At 66.4% G+C, this 19559-nt stretch carries 19 protein-coding genes and 1 riboswitch; of the genes, 9 read left to right on the top strand and 10 right to left on the bottom strand.

The genetic code is table 11. The annotated features are described in order from the left end of the window. Positions 1-7 precede the first annotated feature (7 nt). Complete coding sequence (locus OG203_RS28030; protein ID WP_405160252.1) at positions 8-823, top strand: exodeoxyribonuclease III; 816 nt, start codon at positions 8-10, stop codon at positions 821-823. Positions 824-836: 13 nt separating this feature from the next. Here OG203_RS28030 and OG203_RS28025 read toward each other — a convergent pair whose 3' ends face one another. Then, on the bottom strand, positions 837-1394 hold the full coding sequence (locus tag OG203_RS28025; RefSeq protein ID WP_405160251.1) for a Uma2 family endonuclease: 558 nt from the start codon (positions 1392-1394) through the stop codon (positions 837-839). 101 nt (positions 1395-1495) lie between these two features. Then, positions 1496-3418, bottom strand: coding sequence for an acyl-CoA dehydrogenase family protein (locus OG203_RS28020; protein WP_405160250.1), 1923 nt, complete (start codon positions 3416-3418; stop codon positions 1496-1498). 183 nt (positions 3419-3601) lie between these two features. Between OG203_RS28020 and OG203_RS28015 the strand changes: the two genes are divergently transcribed. From OG203_RS28015 to fahA, 3 genes are all read left to right on the top strand, one after another. Next, complete coding sequence (locus OG203_RS28015) at positions 3602-4228, top strand: TetR/AcrR family transcriptional regulator (RefSeq protein ID WP_405160249.1); 627 nt, start codon at positions 3602-3604, stop codon at positions 4226-4228. A 193-nt stretch (positions 4229-4421) separates the two neighbouring features. Next, on the top strand, positions 4422-5618 hold the full coding sequence (locus OG203_RS28010; protein WP_405160248.1) for a homogentisate 1,2-dioxygenase: 1197 nt from the start codon (positions 4422-4424) through the stop codon (positions 5616-5618). Further along, the gene (gene fahA, locus OG203_RS28005) at positions 5615-6796 is read left to right on the top strand and encodes a fumarylacetoacetase (RefSeq protein WP_405160247.1); all 1182 of its coding nucleotides are present in this window, start codon (positions 5615-5617) and stop codon (positions 6794-6796) included. The genes OG203_RS28010 and fahA overlap by 4 nt, the downstream gene beginning before the upstream one ends. 58 nt (positions 6797-6854) lie before the next feature. Here fahA and OG203_RS28000 read toward each other — a convergent pair whose 3' ends face one another. Then, entirely contained in the window at positions 6855-7544 is a 690-nt protein-coding gene (locus tag OG203_RS28000; protein WP_405160246.1) for a TetR/AcrR family transcriptional regulator, read from the bottom strand. Positions 7545-7641: 97 nt separating this feature from the next. Here OG203_RS28000 and OG203_RS27995 point away from each other — a divergent pair, with 97 nt between their 5' ends. After that, a complete protein-coding gene (locus OG203_RS27995; RefSeq protein WP_405160245.1) occupies positions 7642-9054 on the top strand; it encodes a lipase family protein in 1413 nt (470 codons plus the stop codon). A 124-nt stretch (positions 9055-9178) separates the two neighbouring features. Further along, positions 9179-9286: riboswitch (TPP riboswitch) on the top strand. After that, positions 9280-10929, top strand: coding sequence for a phosphomethylpyrimidine synthase ThiC (gene thiC, locus OG203_RS27990; RefSeq protein WP_405160244.1), 1650 nt, complete (start codon positions 9280-9282; stop codon positions 10927-10929). Its footprint overlaps the riboswitch before it by 7 nt. Positions 10930-10995: 66 nt before the next feature. Here thiC and OG203_RS27985 read toward each other — a convergent pair whose 3' ends face one another. Further along, positions 10996-11862, bottom strand: coding sequence for a hypothetical protein (locus tag OG203_RS27985; RefSeq protein ID WP_405160243.1), 867 nt, complete (start codon positions 11860-11862; stop codon positions 10996-10998). A gap of 148 nt (positions 11863-12010) precedes the next feature. Further along, on the bottom strand, positions 12011-12781 hold the full coding sequence (locus OG203_RS27980) for an SDR family oxidoreductase (RefSeq protein ID WP_405160242.1): 771 nt from the start codon (positions 12779-12781) through the stop codon (positions 12011-12013). A gap of 79 nt (positions 12782-12860) precedes the next feature. Between OG203_RS27980 and OG203_RS27975 the strand changes: the two genes are divergently transcribed. Then, positions 12861-13739 carry a LysR family transcriptional regulator gene (locus OG203_RS27975; protein ID WP_405168027.1) on the top strand — a complete coding sequence of 293 codons (879 nt, stop codon included), beginning with the start codon at positions 12861-12863 and terminating at the stop codon, positions 13737-13739. Positions 13740-13808: 69 nt separating this feature from the next. Here the strand turns inward: OG203_RS27975 and OG203_RS27970 are convergent, their stop codons facing one another. After that, a complete protein-coding gene (locus OG203_RS27970; protein WP_405160241.1) occupies positions 13809-14309 on the bottom strand; it encodes a tetratricopeptide repeat protein in 501 nt (166 codons plus the stop codon). Between the two features lie 51 nt (positions 14310-14360). Beyond that, complete coding sequence (locus OG203_RS27965) at positions 14361-14768, bottom strand: VOC family protein (RefSeq protein ID WP_405160240.1); 408 nt, start codon at positions 14766-14768, stop codon at positions 14361-14363. A gap of 58 nt (positions 14769-14826) precedes the next feature. Between OG203_RS27965 and OG203_RS27960 the strand changes: the two genes are divergently transcribed. Then, the gene (locus tag OG203_RS27960) at positions 14827-15282 is read left to right on the top strand and encodes a MarR family winged helix-turn-helix transcriptional regulator (protein WP_405160239.1); all 456 of its coding nucleotides are present in this window, start codon (positions 14827-14829) and stop codon (positions 15280-15282) included. A 43-nt stretch (positions 15283-15325) separates the two neighbouring features. On the opposite strand, the gene OG203_RS27955 is transcribed toward OG203_RS27960, so the two are convergent. Beyond that, a complete protein-coding gene (locus tag OG203_RS27955) occupies positions 15326-16864 on the bottom strand; it encodes an MFS transporter (protein WP_405160238.1) in 1539 nt (512 codons plus the stop codon). Between the two features lie 116 nt (positions 16865-16980). Further along, a complete protein-coding gene (locus OG203_RS27950) occupies positions 16981-17538 on the bottom strand; it encodes a TetR/AcrR family transcriptional regulator (protein ID WP_405160237.1) in 558 nt (185 codons plus the stop codon). A gap of 39 nt (positions 17539-17577) precedes the next feature. Here OG203_RS27950 and OG203_RS27945 point away from each other — a divergent pair, with 39 nt between their 5' ends. Then, complete coding sequence (locus tag OG203_RS27945) at positions 17578-18822, top strand: KasA/KasB family beta-ketoacyl-ACP synthase (RefSeq protein ID WP_405160236.1); 1245 nt, start codon at positions 17578-17580, stop codon at positions 18820-18822. A gap of 60 nt (positions 18823-18882) precedes the next feature. Here the strand turns inward: OG203_RS27945 and OG203_RS27940 are convergent, their stop codons facing one another. Beyond that, complete coding sequence (locus OG203_RS27940) at positions 18883-19530, bottom strand: TetR/AcrR family transcriptional regulator (protein WP_405160235.1); 648 nt, start codon at positions 19528-19530, stop codon at positions 18883-18885. Between the last annotated feature and the right edge of the window lie 29 nt (positions 19531-19559).

Raw genomic sequence — 19559 nt, 5'->3', positions numbered from 1 at the left:
GGCCGCTGTGCGCCTCGCCACCTGGAACGTCAATTCGATCCGCTCCCGGCTCGACCGGGTGGCCGAGTTTCTGGACCGCCAGGACATCGACGTGCTCGCCATCCAAGAGACGAAGTGCCGCGACGACCAGTTCCCGTTCGAGCGTTTCGACGAACTCGGCTACGAGGTCGCCCACCTCGGGATCAACCAGTGGAACGGTGTCGCCATCGTGTCCAGGGTCGGCCTGACCGACGTCGAGCCCGCCTTCCCGAACCAGCCCGGCTTCGACAAGGAGGCCGGTGAGTCGCTGATCAGCGCACCGGTCGTCGAGTCGCGCGCGCTCGGCGCCACCTGCGGCGGTGTCCGGGTCTGGAGCCTGTACGTCCCCAACGGTCGCGCCCTCGACGACCCGCACTACACCTACAAGCTGGAATGGCTTGCCGCCCTTAGGGAAAACGGCGCCCGCTGGCTCGCCGAAGACCCGGCGGCGAAAATCGCCCTCGTCGGCGACTGGAACATCGCCCCCACCGACGACGACGTCTGGTCCCCCGAGTTCTTCGCCAACAAAACCCACACCTCCCAGCCCGAACGCGACGCCTTCCAATCCTTCCTCGACACCGGCTTCACCGACGTCATGCGCCCCTTCGCCCCCGGCCCCGGCATCTACACCTACTGGGACTACACCCAACTCCGCTTCCCCCGCAAAGAGGGCATGCGCATCGATTTCATCCTCGCCTCCCCCACCCTCGCCACCACCGCAACCGACGCCGTCGTCGACCGCGAGGAACGAAAAGGCAAGGGCGCCAGCGACCACGCCCCGGTAATAGCCGAATTCACCGACTGACCAGCGGCGAGGGTCACGACGCCCACTGCTCGAGCGGCTTGGTATCGAGAGTGATACCGACCGGCTCGGGGAGCAGCGCCGCGACACCGAACGGTACCGTCACGACCTGCTGATACCGACCTAGGCTTGGACAGCTGTACACAGCGACCACACGGGCATCTCGGTCGATCAGCAGGTAGATAGGAATGCCCGTTGCGGCGTAGGACCGGGGCTTCTCTGTTCGGCACCGCAGGTCGGTGGCCTCGTCGTGCGAGGTGACTTCGACAACCATGAGTACCGGATCTGAATTCGCCCATTTGCCTTGACCTACAAAAGCTTCGGCGTCAGCCAGCACGCCGTCCGGCCGCGCCCGTCCAGTTCGATCGTCACCGACGACAAGTCCCTGGACGGACGACAACCACAACTCCGGCCGTTCCAGTAGGCACAGGCGGATCAACCACGCGACGACGCAGCTATGGTTCCCATTCGGCGGGGGCTTGGCACTCAATGTCCCCTCGACGAACTCCAGCCGCAACCCCTCCGCGATGCGGTGGGCTGCCTGAGCGAGTTCCTCGAACTCTTCGATGCTCATCAGGGCTCTCGGACTGCCATGACACGACCGTACTGACGCCGTCCGACTATTCGGCAGGCTTTCGTTCGCCGCTGTTGCGCAGATGACGGTAACCCGGCTCCCTACGGGTTCATCTCGTAGGTCCCGGCCAGTGACCTGGCTTGGGTGAGGACCTGTTCGAAGCGGGCGCGGTCGGGGATGGGGCGGCGGATGAGGTCTAGGGCTCGGGTTTGCTGGGGTTTGGTTGCGGCGGGTTTGGTGTGCAGGGTCAGGGCGTTTTTGGCGAATTCGCGGACGAAGTTGTCGAAGATCTGGTCGAGGAGGGCGGGGTTGGTTGCTTCGATTTCGGCTTGTTCGAGGATTAGCTGGGCGTAGGGGAGGGCGGTGAAGAGTTCGCCGAGGGCGAAGAGGAAGTCGACGTCGCGTTGCTGGGCCGCGGTGGGGGGTGCGGCGGCGAGCAGGGTTTGGAAGGCGAGGGCCTGTTCCAGGAATAGCGCGACATTCGGTATGTGGGTGAACTTTTCGAAGACGGGGCGCCAGTCGCTGAAGCGGATGCGGCCGAGGCCGCTGCTCGGGCCCTGCCGGAACAGGAACTCATCGTCGGCCGCGTCCCGCCGGGTCGGCACGGGAGCGTATGCGGCACCGGCGAGTTCGGCGCGCAGCTTCGGCACCGCGGCACCGGCGCGCGGCGCGAGCCGACGACTCGACCAGCTCAGCGCACCGGAGACGGCGCGCACCGTGCTCTTCGGCGCGGAACCCGCGCCGGGCAGGAAGCGAAGTGCGGCAAGGCCCGCGTCGGCGGGATGGAACATGTAGTTGGCCATGAACTTCAGCGACAGCGCCATGTTCACGTGCACCGTGCCCTCGAGCCGAGGCAGCCCGAACAGGCCGAGCATCGCCATCGGGAAGTACATGTCCTTCTCGAAGCCGCGCGCGGCGATCACGTCGGCGAGGTCCTCGATGATCCGCTGCCCCTGCCGGGTGACGGTCATCTTCTCGATCGCGTTGAACAACAGGTAGCGCCGGTCTTGCGGGGAGGCCGAACGCATGTAGTCGATGGCCCGCTCGCTGTAGAGCTTCATCGCCATCAGCCGCGCGTAGCAGTCGGTCATCAGCGACTGCACCTGCGGGAACTCGGTCACCCTGTGCCCGAACAGGATTCGGTTCTCCGCGTGCGTAATCGCCTCGTAGTAGGCGTGTTCGCAGGCGCCGACGGCACCGAAGCCGAGGTTGAACTTGCCGACGTTGACGGTGTTCATCGCCGCGTGGAAGGCCGCCTCACCGCGGTGCAGGATGTCTTCCTCAGCGACCGGATATCCGTCGAGATCGAAGGCGGCCACGTACATCTGGCTGTCGACCACATTGCCGCGCAGGTGGTAGTTCTCGTGCTTGCTGTCCGCGACGAAGAACAGGTAGCCCTCGTAATCCTGCTGTGTCGGTTTACTTTCCAGTGCCTTGGAGCTGTCGATGATCGGCTTGTCCGAGCGCCGCCCGAACACCGAGACCAGCGCCGCCTGGTTGCCGTTGCCGATGTAGTGCTTGCCGCCGGTGGCCCGATACCCGCCGCCTGGCTGCGGCTCGACCATCATGTCGGTCGAGTAGACGTCGGCGCCGTGGTCCTTCTCGGACAGACCGAAGGCGAAGATCTCGCCGGAGTCAAGCAGCGCGGCGGCCCGCTGCTTGGCCGCCGCGTTGTCGCTCTGCCAGATCGGGCCGAGCCCGAGGATGCTGACCTGCCAGACGTACCAGTACTGCATGGAGTAGAAGCCGAGGATCTTGCTCATCATCGCGATCCGGGCGGTGTCCCAGCGCTTGTTCGGGTCGCCGTTGGCCTCGGCGGCCGGTGTGAGGAAGGTCGCGAAGACCCCCTCGCGCTTCACGAAGTCGAGGAACTCGGCGTACCAGATCCGATCCCGATCCTCCTGCTTGAGCACCGCCTTGCCGCGCGCTTCGAACCAGTCGATGGTCGCGCGCAGCAGTCGCCTGGTCTCCGCGTCGAACTCGGTGAACTCGCAGGTCTTCGGGTTGAACAGGGTTTCGGTCATGGCTGACTCCTCGGCCGTGGCTTCGCGCTCGCGCCTGCTGGCAGGTCGCTCGACAAGGACAGTCGGCACGATCAAGCCGACTTCATGCACGACTGTAGCATTAACATTCACGATCGTAGGAAGTTGATCTACGGGCGCTGGACCAGCGAGAACCGCGCAACCTCCGCTGCTATGTTGGTGCCCATGGGTAGCGATTCGGCCGTGCGGCCGCGACAGCGGGCGCCGCACCTCGGCCCCGAGCGCCGCCGCCCGCAGGTGCTCGATACCGCGCTGGCGATCGCCGTCGAGCACGGCATCGCGGCGATCACCATGGCCGCCATCGCCGAGCGGATGAACGTGACCCGCCCGGTCGTCTACGCCTGCTTCGGCGATCGCGTCGAACTGATCGAGGCCCTCATCCAGCGCGAGGAAAGCTATCTGGTCGACGACCTGCTCGGGGTGATGCGCCGCCGCGACGTCGACGCGGGCGAGACCGTGTTCATCGAGGGCTTCCGCGCGCTGCTGGAGAAGGCGGCCGCCAGGCCCGACGCCTGGCGCCTGCTCTACGGCAATCCCGATCCGGCCGTTGCGGATTCGTTCGGCCGCGGCCGCGCACTCGCCATCGAACGCTGCAGCGCGCTGCTGCGACCGACGCTGCGCGCCTGGGGCACCGAGGACGCCGAGCGGAAGCTGCCGGTGCTGGTGGAGCTGTGGGTGTCGGCCGGTGAAGGCGCGGTGCGCAACCTGCTCGCGGATGAAGGCGAGTGGACGCCACAGGATCTCGGCGCTTTCGTTGGCGCGGCGGTATTCCGCGCGCTCCGCCACGCTTGAGACTGTCCCGCCTCGGCCTGTTGGACAAAAAGTCGGCAATGATCTGAACAGCTAGGCGAAATGCCTCCTGATGCTCAGATGTTCCGGCAGAATTCGCACTGTCGGGGGTGGATTCCGCCACGTCACCCGAGCGGCCATCACTACGATGGTGATGAGTTGAACCAGGCCACAAGCCAGGCAAGGAGGTGCGGCCATGGCGTTCTATCGACAAGTAGGAGCGGTGCCGCAGAAACGGCATACGCAACATCGAGACGAGCAGGGACAGCTCTATTACGAGGAGCTGATGGGCGAGGAGGGGTTCTCCGGAGATTCCTCGCTGCTGTACCACCGTGGGCTGCCGCCCGCGATCGTCGACTCGACGGTGTGGGAGCTGCCCGATCAGTCCACTACGCCGAATCATCCACTGCGGCACCGGCATCTGCGGTTGCACGAGCTGTTCCCCGACGACACTCCCGCCAGGACCGACGTGGTGACCGGACGGCGTCTTGTGCTCGGCAATGCCGATGTGCGCATCTCCTACGTCGTCGCCAAGGGCGCGTCACCGCTGTACCGCAACGCGATCGGCGACGAGCTGGTCTACGTGGAATCCGGTGCCGCCGTGCTCGAAACGGTCTTCGGCCCGGTGCCTGCGCGCCAAGGCGATCAGGTACTCATTCCACGCGCGACCACGCACCGCTGGCTGCCGACGGGCCCGGAACCCTTGCGCGCGTACGTGATCGAGGCGTCGAGCCACATCGCCCCGCCGAAGCGGTACCTGTCGAAGTACGGCCAACTGCTCGAGCACGCGCCCTACTGCGAGCGCGACCTGCACGGACCGGCCGAGATCCTGACCGCGACCGGCACCGACGTCGAGGTGCTCGTCAAGCACCGGCCGGGCGGCAAGGTCGTCGGCACCCGGCTGGTGTACGCAACCCACCCGTTCGACGTGGTCGGCTGGGACGGTTGCCTGTACCCGGTCACCTTCAATATCAGCGACTTCGAGCCGATCACCGGCCGCATTCACCAGCCGCCGCCCGCCCATCAAGCCTTCGAGGGGATCAACTTCGTGGTGTGCAATTTCGTGCCGCGCAAGGTCGACTATCACCCGCTGTCCGTCCCGGTGCCGTACTACCACTCCAACGTCGACTCCGACGAGATCATGTTCTACTGCGGCGGAAACTACGAGGCGCGCAAGGGATCCGGGATCGCGCAGGGCTCGGTGTCGGTGCACCCCGGCGGCTACGCGCACGGCCCGCAGCCCGGCGCCTACGAGCGCAGCATCGGGCTCGACTACTTCGACGAACTCGCCGTCATGGTCGACACCTTCCGGCCGCTTGAACTCGGCGAGGGCGCCCTCGCCTGCGAGGACCCGGCCTACGCGTGGACCTGGTCGGGCCGGGGGCCAGCGTGAAAACTCGTGTCGAGGTAGCCAACGATTCCCTGTTCGGGGTAGACAACCTGCCCTACGGCGTGTTCGCCCCGGACGGCCAGAACTACCGTGTCGGAACACGATTGGGCGATACGGTCATCGATCTCGCGACCGCGCTCGGCGATCCGGAGTTCGCCGAACCGAGCCTGGCCGCGCTGATGGCGCAGGGCCCGCGGCGCTGGCGCGAGGTGCGTGCCCGCGTCCGCGAACTGGTCGACAACGAAATCGACAGTGCCGCAATATATGCGCTGTCCGAGGTGCGACTCGGCCTGCCGGTGCCGATCGGCGACTACGTCGACTTCTACGCGAGCATCGACCACGCGACGAACCTCGGCCGCCTGTTCCGGCCGGACAGCGAACCGCTGCTGCCCAATTGGCGGCACCTGCCGGTCGGATACCACGGCAGGGCAGGCACCGTCGTGGTGTCGGGCACCGAGGTGATCCGCCCCAACGGGCAGCGCCGAACCGATGCGGGCACACCGGATTTCGGCCCTTCTCGGCGATTGGACATCGAGGCCGAGCTCGGCTTCCTGGTCGGGGTCGGCTCCGAACTCGGCGATCCCGTCGAGACCGGCGAGTTCGCCGAGCGCGTCTTCGGTGTCGCGCTGGTCAACGACTGGTCCGCCCGCGACATCCAGGCCTGGGAGTACCAGCCACTCGGCCCCTTCCTCGGCAAGTCCTTCGCGACATCGATCGCGCCCTGGGTCACGCCATTGGCCGCACTGGAATCCGCGCGGGTGCCGACACCCGAGCAGTCCCCCGAACCCCTGCCCTACCTGCGGGAAAAGGAACCGTGGAGCCTCGACATCGATCTGACGGTGTCCTGGAACGGCGAAGTGGTTTCGCACCCGCCCTTCTCCCGCATGTACTGGTCACCCGCGCAGATGCTGGCCCACCTCACCGCGAACGGCGCGGCGACCCGCACCGGCGACCTGTACGCCTCCGGCACCATCTCCGGTCCGGAACCAGACCAGCGCGGGTCGTTCATCGAAATGTCTTGGGGCGGTAGCGAACCCATCCTGGTGAACGGCCAGAAACGCACCTTCCTGGAGGACGGCGACGAGGTGGTCATCACCGCGTCCGCGCCGGGTCCTGACATGCGACGTATCGGCCTCGGCGAGGTCAGGGGCCGCATCCGGCCCGCCAACCCGCTCGGATAACAAGCACGACGCGAGCCGGGTCGATAATCACCGACCCGGCTCGCGTCGTATCTATAATCTACTGTCCCGCAACATCTTTCCGGCCGGTGTAGACCACCGTGATGAACCGGGTCAGATCCTCGACGAGCAGGCCGACCCCGTCCGGGGTGCCGCCGTCGTCGTGATGGTGCAGCCAGTCCGCGACGAGTTCGAACATGCCGCCGATGGTGGCCAGCGCCAACGCGAGCCTGCCGCGTTGCACGGCCGCGTCACCGTCGGGTTCGCCCGCCCATTCCCGGTCGAGGAAGGCACCGGCCCAGCGCCGGTTGCTGCGGCGAATTCGCTCCACCGTCGGCGAAATACCGCCCGCCTCACCGAAAGTCACCTTGGCCAAGCGCGGGTCGTCGGCGATGGCATGCACGAATGCCTGGATCACCGGCGCGGCGCGCTCCGGCCAGGCCAGCTCGGCGGCAGCGACGGAACCGGTGATCACTCGTTGCTGAATCTGCGCGGTGAGCTGCTGGAGCAGCGCGACATAGCACGCTTCCTTGCTCTCGAAATGGTCGTAGAACCCCTTGGTTCCGACATAGGCGCGCTGGCAGATCTGCTCGATCGATGTCCCCGAATAGCTGTGCTCGGCAAACAGTTCGGTGGCCGCGTCGAGCAGCTGATTGCGCCGCTGTGCGCTGCGCTGTTCGGCGTCGAGTCCACGGATCCGGCGGCGAGCCGGCCCCTCGGCAGGCCGCGCGGCGGATTTGCTGCGGGTCATACCTCGACCATAGCTTGATGACGTTTAGAAAGAGATCTTGTTGATAACACGTTCCCGTGTTGTAATTTCTGTCACGTTGATGAGGAAGGACGCATACGTGTCAGTGATCAATGGTGATCCGACCGGCCGCCCGCGGACCGGAATACCCGGCATACGCGGGGTGGCGGTGCTCGTGACGATGGCGATCGCCGTGGCAACCGTGCTGCTGTCCGGCGCGGTCGCGCCCGCACCGGCCGCCGCGATGCCGCTCCCGCATGATGACTCGTTCTACCAACCCCCCGAAGGTTTCGAGGCCCAAGCGCAAGGCGCGATTCTCCGCTCGCGAGAGGTGCACCTTGCGGCGCTGACCGTGCTGCCGTTGAACGTGCGTTCCTGGCAGTTGCTCTACCGCACCACCGATCTCAACGAACAGCCCACCGTCGCCGTCACCACGGTCATCCTGCCCGCGGGCGCGGATCCGAACCGGTCCCGGCCGCTGGTTTCGCTGCAGTTCTACTACGACAGCGCAAGTAACGACTGCTCGCCGTCGTATGTGCTGCAACAGGGTTCGGGCCTGGCCGGGCTCGAGGGCATCCACTCGCAAAGCGAACTGATCGGGATCGCGGCGCTGATCAGCCAGGGCTGGGCGATCTCGGTGCCGGACTACGAGGGTCTCGACGGTCACCTCACGGTGCCGAAGGAACCCGGCTACATGACCCTCGACGGCATTCGTGCCGCCGAAGGTTTCCAGCCGCTCGGCCTGGACGGCGCGAATACCCCGGTCGCGATGTGGGGTTTCTCCGGCGGCGGCATGAGCTCCGGCTGGGCGGCCGAGATGCAGCCGAGCTACGCACCCGAGCTGAACGTCAAGGGCGTCGCCCTCGGCGCGCCGACCTCGGATGTGGTGTCGTTGCTGCACGTCAACGGGTCGATGTTCTCCTCGCTGGTCGGCATCGGCATTTCCTCCTTGCGCAAGGCCTATCCGAAGTTCAAGGAAGCGGCCGATCGGTACCTGACGCCCGAGGGACAGGCGCTGATGGACCGGACCGAGCAGCAATGCCTGCCGCGCAATGCGGTCAGTCAGATGTTCGTCGACTACGGACGACTGTTCACCATCCCGATTGCCGACTTCCTCAAGGTCCCCGAGGTCAAGGAAGTCTTCGACTCGACGGTGCTCGGCCGCAACATCCCCACCGCGCCGATCTTCCTTTACCAGGGCGTCTTCGACGAGGCGGTGCCGGTGTGGAGCAATGACCGGCTCGACCAGTGGTGGTGTGCGGGCGGCGCGTCCGTCAGCTACAAACGCGATCATCTCAGCGAGCATCTGACCCTGCCGACGCTCGGCATGCCCGACGCCCTCAACTGGATGAAATCGCGGCTCGCACCGAACCCACCCGATCAGGTCGGCTGCCACACCGACGATGTGGTGTCCATGCTGGCCGATAACAACGCCCTGCTGACGCAGATCGAGATCAACCTGAACGCCACCTTCGGCGCACTCGGGTTCCCGATCGGCCCCCGCGAGCGTTAGTTCCGCGCCAGTGCCTGGCCCTCGACCGGAAACCTTCGGTCGAGGGCCCTTTCTTAGCCAAGCCAGCTCGTCCGATCATGGGGCGATCCGCCGGGGAGCCGGGTACTGTCGGGCCGGAAAACTTCACATCACCAACGGGGGCTCGCACCAGCGGGCTGAGAGGACGGCTAGGGCCGTCGACCGTATGAACCTGACCGGGTAATGCCGGCGTAGGGAGGAAACATCATGGCGACTGCTACGTCCAAAGACGGATCCGAGATCATCGATACCGTCACCACCGGACCCATCGAAGGCAGTGTCAAGCACTACACCGAGGTGGACGGACTGCGCATTCCGGTCCGTCGGGTCAACCTGACGAACGGCGAGCATTTCGACGTCTACGACACCTCGGGCCCGTACACCGACGACACAGCCCAGATCGATCTGGAGTCGGGCCTACCGAAATTGCGTGATACCTGGGCCAAGCCCGAGGTCGACGGGCCGCCGACCCAGCTCGCCTGGGCGCGGCAGGGCATCATCACGCCGGAGATGCGTTTCATCGCCGCCCGCGAGGGGGTGACACCGGAGTTGGTGCGCGACGAGGTCGCCCTCGGGCGCGCGGTGATTCCCGCCAACCACAGGCATCCGGAGCTGGAGCCGACCATTATCGGCAAGAAGTTCCTGGTGAAGATCAACGCGAACATCGGCAACTCGGCCGTCTCGTCCTCGATCGCCGAGGAGGTGGAGAAGATGGTGTGGGCCACCCGTTGGGGTGCCGACACCATCATGGACCTGTCCACCGGCAAGAACATCCACGAGACCCGCGAGTGGATCCTGCGCAACTCCCCCGTCCCGGTCGGCACCGTGCCGATCTATCAGGCGCTGGAGAAGGTGAACGGCGATCCGACCCAGCTCACCTGGGAGATCTACCGCGACACCGTGATCGAGCAGTGCGAGCAGGGCGTGGACTACATGACCGTGCACGCGGGCGTGCTGCTGCGCTATGTGCCGTTGACCGCCAAGCGGGTCACCGGCATCGTCTCGCGTGGCGGATCCATCATGGCCGCTTGGTGTTTGGCGCATCATCAGGAATCGTTCCTGTACACCAACTTCGCGGAGCTGTGCGAGATCCTGGCGAAGTACGACGTGACGTTCTCCCTCGGCGACGGCCTTCGGCCCGGTTCCATCGCCGACGCCAACGACGAGGCGCAGTTCGCCGAGCTGCGCACCCTCGGCGAGTTGACGAAGATCGCGAAATCCCTTGGCGTGCAGGTGATGATCGAGGGCCCGGGGCACGTGCCGATGCACAAGATCGTGGAGAACGTCCGGCTCGAAGAGGAGCTGTGCGAGGAGGCGCCGTTCTACACCCTCGGTCCGCTCGCCACCGATATCGCGCCCGCCTACGACCACATCACCTCGGCCATCGGCGCGGCGATCATCGCGCAGGCCGGAACCGCGATGCTCTGCTACGTCACCCCGAAGGAACACCTCGGGCTGCCCAATCGGGACGACGTCAAGGTCGGCGTGATCACCTACAAGATCGCCGCGCACGCCGCCGACCTGGCCAAGGGGCATCCGCACGCGCAGGACCGGGACAACGAATTGTCCAAGGCGCGTTTCGAATTCCGCTGGCGCGACCAGTTCGCGCTGTCGCTGGATCCGGACACGGCCAGGGAGTACCACGACGAAACGCTGCCCGCCGAGCCCGCCAAGACCGCGCACTTCTGCTCCATGTGCGGCCCGAAGTTCTGCTCGATGCGCATCTCCGCGGACGTCCGCGAGTACGCCGCGCGCAACCAGCTCACCGATGTCGAGGCGATCGAGGCCGGGATGGCGGAGAAGTCCGCCGAGTTCGTCGACAGTGGTAACGCGGTGTACTTGCCGATCGTCACGTAGTTCGATTTCGACTGTCCGACAACGTATCCGGTTCCCGCACCCCCTGGCGTGCGGGAACCGGTCGTTTCAGTCCCTGCGCATGATCTCGAGCAGCGACTCGAGGTGGTCGGCGGGGACGACTTCCATCCGGTCGCCGTTGCCGCGGATGGTGGCGGCGATATCGACGGTGATTCGGTTGCGCCACCAGTAGATCGCGCGGCTGACCGGCCTCGACTCGGCTTCGCCCGCGACGAGTAGTTGGGCGAGCAGGCTGGTGCCAGCGAAAACAGTTGGGCCGGTGATCGGATGGACGAGCAGGTGGGTGTGACCCGGGATGACAAGCAGCGCACCCCAGGGACCGACGACCGGATAATCGTCGAGCCAGCGCACGTGCGCGGTGACGAAATCTGAAGCACCGTAGAGCATTTGGATATCGACATCGTCCATGCCATCGATCTCCGCTGCCATCAGATCGAGCCCGCCATCCGCGCGGGTGTTGCGCTCGGCGATCCCGAACAGGTCGGATTCCTTTGCGCCCCAACGTTGCGCACTGGTGTAGGTCACCGGCGTCATGACGTCGCCGAAGTCGATCAATACCCGCTGCAGCAGGCCTGGCGCGACCAATCGCCGCACATCGTTGATCAGCCCCTTCGTCCGCGCCGAGCACAGCCGGGTGCGCAGCAACGTCCGTACGGACTCCAGTCGGGACAGGTCGAGATGACCGGCGGCCAGGTCGGCGATCTGCATATCCAGCCGATCGCCGACAAGCGTCGCCCACAGTTGCCGCGGCGCGCGGGCAACCCGGCGCTCCAGCCGAGTACACGGAACAACAAGCCGACCGGCCCCCCGCCCGCCGAGCACGAACTCCCCGTCCGACTCCGCACACCCATACCCGTGCCGCACCGCAACCTCATTGACCAGCAATTTCAACAGCCCCGAGGACGACTCCCGCATGACCCCTCGCTCTCGGCCGATACCACTACCCACAGTGTATCGAACATACGTTCGAGAGTGAAGAATTCGAGCCGCCGGCCAGGCCGGGACGAGCTGATCGCTTACGGGCCGCTGCTGTCCGCGGACGGCAGTAGTACGCCGTCCCGCCTTACAACTGGGTGCCGCCACCGTCCACCGCGAGTTCGGCGCCGGTGGTGTAGGTCGCGTCGAAGGCCAGGAAGAGGGCGGCGCGCGCGACCTCCTCCGGAATTCCTATGCGCAGCATCGGATTCTGGGCGGCGAAACCCGCCGACATCTCATCCGCCACCTCGGCGGGTAGGCTCCTGTACAGAATGCCGGTGTCGATCGGCCCCGGGCTCACCGCATTGACACGCACGCCGCGCGGCAGCAGTTCGCGCGCCCAACTTCGCGCCATCGACCGCAGGGCCGCCTTGCTCGCCGAGTAGACACTGTGGTCCGACATCCCTAGCTCGTTCGAGACCGAGGTGGTCAGCACCACGCCGCTGCCCTCGGCGAGCAGCGGAAGTAGCCGCTGCAAGGTGAAGAAGGGCCCTTTGGTGTTGGTCGCGAAGAGGGCGTCGTACATCTGCTCGGTCGTCGCCGCCAACGACGCATGGTCGGTGATGCCCGCATTCAGGAACACCGCGTCCAGTTGACCGAACGTCTCCTCGACCTGCCCCGCCAGGGCGTCGATGTCGGCCTGTAAGGTGGCGTCGCTGCGAAGCGCGATCAGACCCTCTTTACTCGCCGTTTCGAGCGCGGCTTCCGTGCGCCCCGTGACCATCACCCGAGCACCCTCGGCGGCGAGCAGACGTGCGATCGACAGGCCGATCCCGCTGCTGCCGCCGGTGACGAGAGCGCGCTTTCCGTTGTATTTTCCCATGTCTCGATTCAAATCCGGGCCGGCGACGGCGTCCAAGACCTGATCCGCAACCCGTCATGCACGCACCGCATGTCGGTACGCTCGAAGCGTGCGCGTTCCCGGATCGGATCTCGATATGCGGCTTGTCGGCTACTTCACGGTCGTCGCGGAGCACGCCAACTTCGGCCGCGCCGCCGCGGTGCTGCACGTCGCGCAGCCGTCCCTGAGCCGCCAAATCCAGCGCCTCGAGCAACATCTGGGCGTGCGTCTGTTCGACCGCACCCCGCAGGGCAGCCAGCTCACCGAAGCCGGTCGCGCTTTTCTGCCGCAGGCTCAGGCGCTGCTCCAAGCCGCCGATCAAGCCGAGCGCACCGCCCGCGATGCCGCCACCCCGCGCGAGTTCACCATCGGGTATGTCGAGGACCTGGTGATCACGCACGCCGTACGCCAGCTGCGGCATCGAAACCCCAAGGCCCGCATCCGCACTCGCCACCTGGAGTGGAACGATGCCAATGCCCTCGCCGACCGCCGCGTTGACGCGATGGTCGCCCGCGCCCCGCTGCCCTTCCCCACCGACCGCCTGCGCCTCACCGAGCTGTGGACCGAGTCGCGGGTCCTGGTCGTCCCCACCGACCATCGCCTGGCCGGAAAAGAGTCGGTGACCGTCGACGACCTCGGCGACGAAGCTCTCCCGCAATGCCCGAACGCGGTCCCGCAGTGGAACGACTTCGCCCGCATGGAGCCACGCCCGGATGGGGTTGCGGCACGCAGCGCGCCGATCGACTACGAATCGTTCGAGGACAAACTCGACCTCGTCGCCGAACAGCGGACGGTGCTGATTCTGGCCACCGGCGACCGGCGCCCCCACCTGCGCCCCGACCTGACCACCGTGCCCATCGAGGGCATCGACCCGGTCCGCATCGTCCTGGCAACCCGCACGGCCGACACCAACCCGCTGATCACCGATTTCCTGAACGCCTGGCCAGCCGACGCGCCCGCTCCGCCGGGTCGTTGAGCAGAAGCCCGTGTGACGACTACACCCTGAACCAGGTGACAACCATCGACTGGATCTTCACATGGACATTTACACCTCGGGTTCGACCAGCTGGCTGGCGTAGTTCGCCGTGGAGCGTTGGTACTGAGGCAGATGCGGGGCTAGGGCACCGAGTACCAACGCGAGACCCTCGCGGTCGCGGCCGAGGGTAGACAGGCACAGCGCTAGGAACGCGCGTACGGCATCGTCCAATTCATCGGAGCGGGCGGCAAGTTCGTCGGTCAGGAGCTTGACGCCCTCCTCGGCTCGACCGATGTTCCGTAGCGAACTCGCCAGCTGGATCGTGGCCTGCCGCCGCTGGCTACCGTCGAGCCCGAGTGCCAACGCCTCCCGGTAGAGCGGAATTGCCTTGTCGGAGTGGCCCGTTGAGTCCCACGCGCCAGCCTGCTCGAAGGGGCCGAGTGGGTTGTCGCTCGGCAACTCGGCGACCAGCGCGTCGATCACCGCACGAAACTCACCTGCCCGAGCCTCGTCGTAGTCGTCGAACGTGGCCCATGCCGCGGCTACCCGCTCTTCCCAATCTTGTGTCACCCTACCCACTTTCGCACAGGTGACAGCACAACCCGTCGCTACCGAGAACCGTCAGTAGGACTGCAGTTCGATGAGGGTGCCGTCGGGGTCGCGGAGGTGGGCGGTGCGCAGGTTGGGGCCCCATTGTTCGCGGTTGGTTGGGGCGGTCACTGTGGTTGCGCCGTGTTGGACGCAGAGGTTCAGGGCTGCGTCCACGTCTTTGACGCGGCAGACGAACATGACGGCGTCTTGGGACGGGGCGGGTTGTGGTGGGAGGGCGGTGGTTCCCGCTACTTCGGCCATGGCCGCGCGGTCGAAAAGGACTAGGACGGCCTGGTTGTCGACGTCCCAGTTGGCGTAGGGGCCCGCGGGGGTGCCCTTGATCAGGTTGGCGCCGATCAGGTCGGGTAGGACGGCGGCGTAGAAGGTGAAGCATTCGGCGAAGCGGGTGACGAGCAGTCTTGGGTGTAGGGCGTCCACGAGTGGCCTCCATTTAGTAGGTGCCTACCTATTATAGGTCTGGCCCTACAATAGATCGATGGACTCTGGACACGCACTGCCGCCGAGCTTGCTCGGGCTGGATATCTACCTGTTGTCGCGGGTCGGCAAGGTGGCGCGTGGCCGGTTCGCTGATCGGCTCGGTGCGCGTGGACTTCGGCTGTGGCACATGGCGATACTCGCGGCGCTCGCCGATTTCGGGGCGCACGCGCAGCGTGATCTGGCCGAGCGTCTCGGCATTCATCCCAGTGATGTGGCCAAGGTCGTCGATGAGCTTGCCGCGGCGGGGCAGGTCGAGCGTGCGCGTGACGACGCCGACCGGCGTCGGATGACCGTGCGGATCACTCGTACCGGTCGGGCCGCACTGACCGCACTCGACAAGGACGCACGCCAGGTCGGCGACGACATCCTGGCCCCGCTGAACTCGCAGGAGCGCGCCCAGTTATCCGACCTGATGCGCCGCCTCTTCGATCACGCGTACCCACCGACCGACTGACCGCAGTTCGACATGACTGCGGCGAATCGCGGTCCCCATCCTGTTAGTGCGTGCCGGTAACTCGGAAGCCCTTGGGGACCAACCAGACTGCGAGGACAGCAACGGTGGTGACGATCGCCGTTGACACGTAGGCGGTGGTGGTCAGCGCTGTGTCGAAGGCGTGGCGGGCGGTGTCGAGGACTTGATCGCGGGTCGCATCATCCAGGCGGCCAGCCACTTCCACGGCGCCGCCGATCGATTCCCTTGCCTCATCGAGGTTTCCGCCGCTCAGCGGGAGGCCGACCATATTGTCGGTGAAGACGCGGCCGTGGATGCTGCCGAGCAGGGCGACGCCGAGCCCGATGCCGAGTTCGTAATTGGTTTCCGAGACGGCACCGGCCTGCCCGGCCCGTTCGGGCGGGACGGCGGAAACCAGGACGGCGGCGGCCGCGGTAATCGCCAGGCCGTCGCCGAGGCCGAAGGACGCGAGCACCAGTGCGACAACGGGATACGTGGTCGGTTCAGGACTCAGGGCCAGTCCGAGGAAGCCGACGGCCAGCGCGCCGAGCCCGATGGCGAGCACGGCACGAACGCCGATGTGCTGCATCAACCACGGGGTCGCCAGCGACGCGACCAGCAGGGTCAATGCCGACGGCAGGGTGCGCAGGCCCGCCTCGGACGGCGAGTAGCCGTGTACATATTGCAGCCACAGCGAGATCAGGAACAGCGCGGCACCGATCGCGAGCATGGCGAGCAGCGTGGCCAATGCCGCGGCGGAGAACGCGCCGTTGCGGAACAACCGCACATCGAGCAGCGGATCGGTGGCGGCGAGTTGGCGGCGGCCGAACCAGACGAGCAGCAGCACGCCGACCACCAGGATGACCCAGTCGACCGGTTGCGGCGTGCCCTTGGCGACATGCTTGATGCCCCATGCCAATCCGACGATGCCGGCGATGGACGACCCGGCGGCCAGCCAGTCGAGCGAACCTGATTGCGGCGCACGATATTCGGGCAGCAGCCAGCGCCCGACTGCCACGGTGAGCACGACGACCGGCACGTTCAACCAGAACGCCGACGCCCAGCCGAACTGCTCGACAACCACACCGCCGATGATCGGGCCGATGGTCGCCCCCGCACCCGCCACGGCGGCCCAGATGCCGATGGCGAGGGTGCGCTCCCGCACATCGATGAAGATGTTCCTGATCAGCGACAATGTCGACGGCATCACCATCGCGCCGCCGATGGCGAGCAGCACCCGACCGACAATCAACTGCCCTGCGCTCTGCGAGGTCGCCGCCACCACCGAGGCAACGCCGAACAGCACGAAACCCATGAGGAACAACAGCTTTCGGCCGACCCGGTCACCGACCGCGCCGGTGGTGATCAACAGACCGCCGAGCACAAGCCCGTAAACGTCGATGATCCACAGTTGCTCGAGCTGACCCACCCGCAGATCGGCGATCAGCGACGGCAGCGCGACATTCAGAATCGTGGCGTCCATCGCCACCAACAACAGGCTGGCGCACAGCACGGCGAGCATCACCCACCGCACGCCACCGAACGTCGATACGTCGTCATCGGTCCCAGGCCCGCTCGCAGCCATCCCGCCTCCTCGCTCGCCCCGGACCCAGCATCCACCGCTCTCCAGCAAACACCAAGTAACCGCGCCGCCGCCGGATTCTTCACACATCGGCTCAGCGCTTCGCCCCAGCACAACGACTACCGGAGGGCCTGGTCGATCAACAGGCGGGCGGCACGGTCGGTGCGGTCGACATCACCGGTGATCAAGCGATCCTGCAGAATGCCACGCAGACCCGAAACCAGCAGTGTCGCTACGAGTTCCGGATCATCGATCGACGACAAACCACGCAGGCCGTCGACGAGCGAGTCGATGAAGGTCGCGATGGCCGTCTTGGCGTAATCGGTGTACGGGCTGTGCGAGGCACAAGCCGCACCCAGGACCTGCAGCATCACCCGCACGCTTGTCCGACCGTCGCCGGAGGTATTGGCCCGCCAGAACTCCCACAGCCGCGCGCGCAGCTCGGCGGCATCGGAGACCTCCGAGAACAGTGCCGCGAGGTCGGGCCGCTGCGTTGCCAACGCCTGGACCAGCAGCTCTTCCTTGGTGGTGAAGTAGTAGATCAGCATGCGCGAGCTGGTGCCGAGCTCGGCGGCGAGCGGGCGCAGGGATAGGTCCGCGAGGCCGTGGTCGGCGATGTAGCGCACGACGGCGGCGAGCAGTTCGGCGCGTTTGACGTGGTCGAGGGGACGGGCCATGAATTGACTGTAGCGATTGGTACAGGTATCCATGACATCATGACTGTAACGATCGCTTCAGAAACTCGGGATTCCGTCGTCGTCACCGGCTACGCGGCCACCACATCGCTGGCCGAGGACATGGATACGACCTGGTCGGAGCTGCTGCTCGGGCACAGCGGCATCGGCGTGCTCGACGCGGAGTTCGTCGCCGAGTACGACCTGCCGGTGCGCATCGGCGGGCAGCTGAAGTCGCATCCCGGCGAGCGGTTGACCAGGGTCGAGCAGCGGCGGCTGTCCTATGTCGAACAGTTGGCGCTTGTGCTCGGCCGCGCGGTCTGGCGTCAGGCTGGCGCACCCGAGATGGACGGCGAGCGGCTCGCGGTCGCCATCGGCACCGGACTCGGCGGCGGGGACGCGCTGATCAACGCGGTCGACGCGATGCGCGCCGGTGGCTACCGGAAGGTATCGCCGATGTCGGTGCCGATGGTGATGCCGAACGGACCGGCCGCCACCGTCGGGCTCGAAATCGGTGCCAAGGCAGGCGTTTTCGCGCCGGTGTCGGCGTGCTCGTCCGGATCCGAGGCGATCGCGCAGGCCTGGCGGCTGATCAGCACCGGCGAGGCCGATGTCGTGGTGACCGGCGGCGTCGAGGGTCACATCCACGCGGTGCCCATCGCGAGTTTCGCGATGATGCGGGCGATGAGCACCCGCAACGACGAACCGGCGCGGGCGTCACGGCCGTTCGATCGGGACCGGGACGGATTCGTCTTCGGCGAGGCCGGCGCGCTGCTCGTGCTCGAATCGGAGCGGCACGCGCGGGCCCGCGGCGCCGAGATCCACGGCAGGGTGCTCGGCGCGGGCATCACCTCCGACGCCTATCACATCGTCGCATCGGAACCGGCGGGCGTCGGCGCGGCACGGGCCATGCGCAAGGCGATACAGACTGCGGGGCTACAGGTTCCGGACATTCATCACATCAACGCGCACGCGACCGCCACCTCGATCGGTGACGCGTCGGAGGCCAACGCGATCGCCGCCGTAGCACCGGACGCATCGGTCTACGCCCCGAAATCCGCACTTGGCCACTCGATCGGCGCGGTAGGCGCGCTCGAATCACTCGTCACCCTCCTGACCCTGCGCGACCAAATCGTCCCGCCCACACTGAATCTCGACAACCGTGATCCAGAGATCGATCTGGATATCGTCAGCGGCGTGCCGCGCAAGCAGCGCATCGACTATGCCCTGAGCAACTCGTTCGGCTTCGGCGGCCACAATGTCGCGCTGGCATTCGGCCGCGCCTGAAACCGCCGGGCCTGCCGGACTACCTCAGATCACGCGAGGCGGGCGGATTCGCACGACGGCTCACTGCCGCCGCTCCCAGCGCCAGGCGAACTCACCCGCCTTGGGCGGGGGGCCGGGCAGATCACCGTCCGCGGCAAGACCGGCCACCAGCATGGCGAGGACGCGGCGGCGCAGCTGGGCGGTGCGGGTGGGATCGGGCATCGAGATGGCCGCGCACGATTCCAGGATCAGGCCGAGGTCTTCGGAGGTGACCCCGGGGCGTAGCCGACCGGTGGCCTGCGCGCGGCGCACGATCTCGTCGTTCGCCTCGGCCGAGTGCGTGACGTCGGGCAGGATCGAATCGTCGGGGGTGAAGGTTCCGGCGAGGTGCACCGTCAGCGAGTGCACGTCGGCGTCGACGACCCGCTCCAGGAATCCGACCAACCCCTGCCAGCCATCCGAATCCTCCAGCGCCGCATCGGCTTCCGCGTTGTAGCGGCGCAGCCCTTCGTAGCAGAGGGTGCGAAGCAGTACCTCTTTGCTCGGGTAACGGCGATACAGCGCGCTGATCCCCACCCCCGCCCGTTCGGCGACGGCGGCGATCGGGGCAGTGGCATCGGCGAGGAACACGGCGCGCGCGGCTTCCAGGATGAGGCCGTCGTTGCGGGCCGCCTGCGCTTTCCGGCCGGGCAAGGCCTTCTGAGCTGGCGCATCGAGTGGTTTCGGCATGACTTCAGATTAGCACTTGAAACGGAATG

Source organism: Nocardia sp. NBC_01499 (assembly GCF_045040275.1).
Lineage (GTDB): Bacteria > Actinomycetota > Actinomycetes > Mycobacteriales > Mycobacteriaceae > Nocardia.
The sequence above is the reverse complement of the archived record's forward strand: the minus strand, read 5'-3'. Positions and strand labels throughout refer to the sequence as shown.

Coding starts and splice junctions, on each gene's coding strand:
- OG203_RS28020 (WP_405160250.1), bottom strand. CDS start 3,418: ATGACCGAAACCCTGTTCAACCCGAAGACCTGCGAGTTCACCGAGTTC.
- OG203_RS27950 (WP_405160237.1), bottom strand. CDS start 17,538: ATGGCCCGTCCCCTCGACCACGTCAAACGCGCCGAACTGCTCGCCGCC.
- OG203_RS28010 (WP_405160248.1), top strand. CDS start 4,422: ATGGCGTTCTATCGACAAGTAGGAGCGGTGCCGCAGAAACGGCATACG.
- OG203_RS28015 (WP_405160249.1), top strand. CDS start 3,602: ATGGGTAGCGATTCGGCCGTGCGGCCGCGACAGCGGGCGCCGCACCTC.
- thiC (WP_405160244.1), top strand. CDS start 9,280: ATGGCGACTGCTACGTCCAAAGACGGATCCGAGATCATCGATACCGTC.
- OG203_RS27940 (WP_405160235.1), bottom strand. CDS start 19,530: ATGCCGAAACCACTCGATGCGCCAGCTCAGAAGGCCTTGCCCGGCCGG.
- OG203_RS27975 (WP_405168027.1), top strand. CDS start 12,861: ATGCGGCTTGTCGGCTACTTCACGGTCGTCGCGGAGCACGCCAACTTC.
- OG203_RS28025 (WP_405160251.1), bottom strand. CDS start 1,394: ATGAGCATCGAAGAGTTCGAGGAACTCGCTCAGGCAGCCCACCGCATC.
- OG203_RS27945 (WP_405160236.1), top strand. CDS start 17,578: ATGACTGTAACGATCGCTTCAGAAACTCGGGATTCCGTCGTCGTCACC.
- OG203_RS27960 (WP_405160239.1), top strand. CDS start 14,827: ATGGACTCTGGACACGCACTGCCGCCGAGCTTGCTCGGGCTGGATATC.
- OG203_RS27985 (WP_405160243.1), bottom strand. CDS start 11,862: ATGCGGGAGTCGTCCTCGGGGCTGTTGAAATTGCTGGTCAATGAGGTT.
- OG203_RS27955 (WP_405160238.1), bottom strand. CDS start 16,864: ATGGCTGCGAGCGGGCCTGGGACCGATGACGACGTATCGACGTTCGGT.
- OG203_RS28000 (WP_405160246.1), bottom strand. CDS start 7,544: ATGACCCGCAGCAAATCCGCCGCGCGGCCTGCCGAGGGGCCGGCTCGC.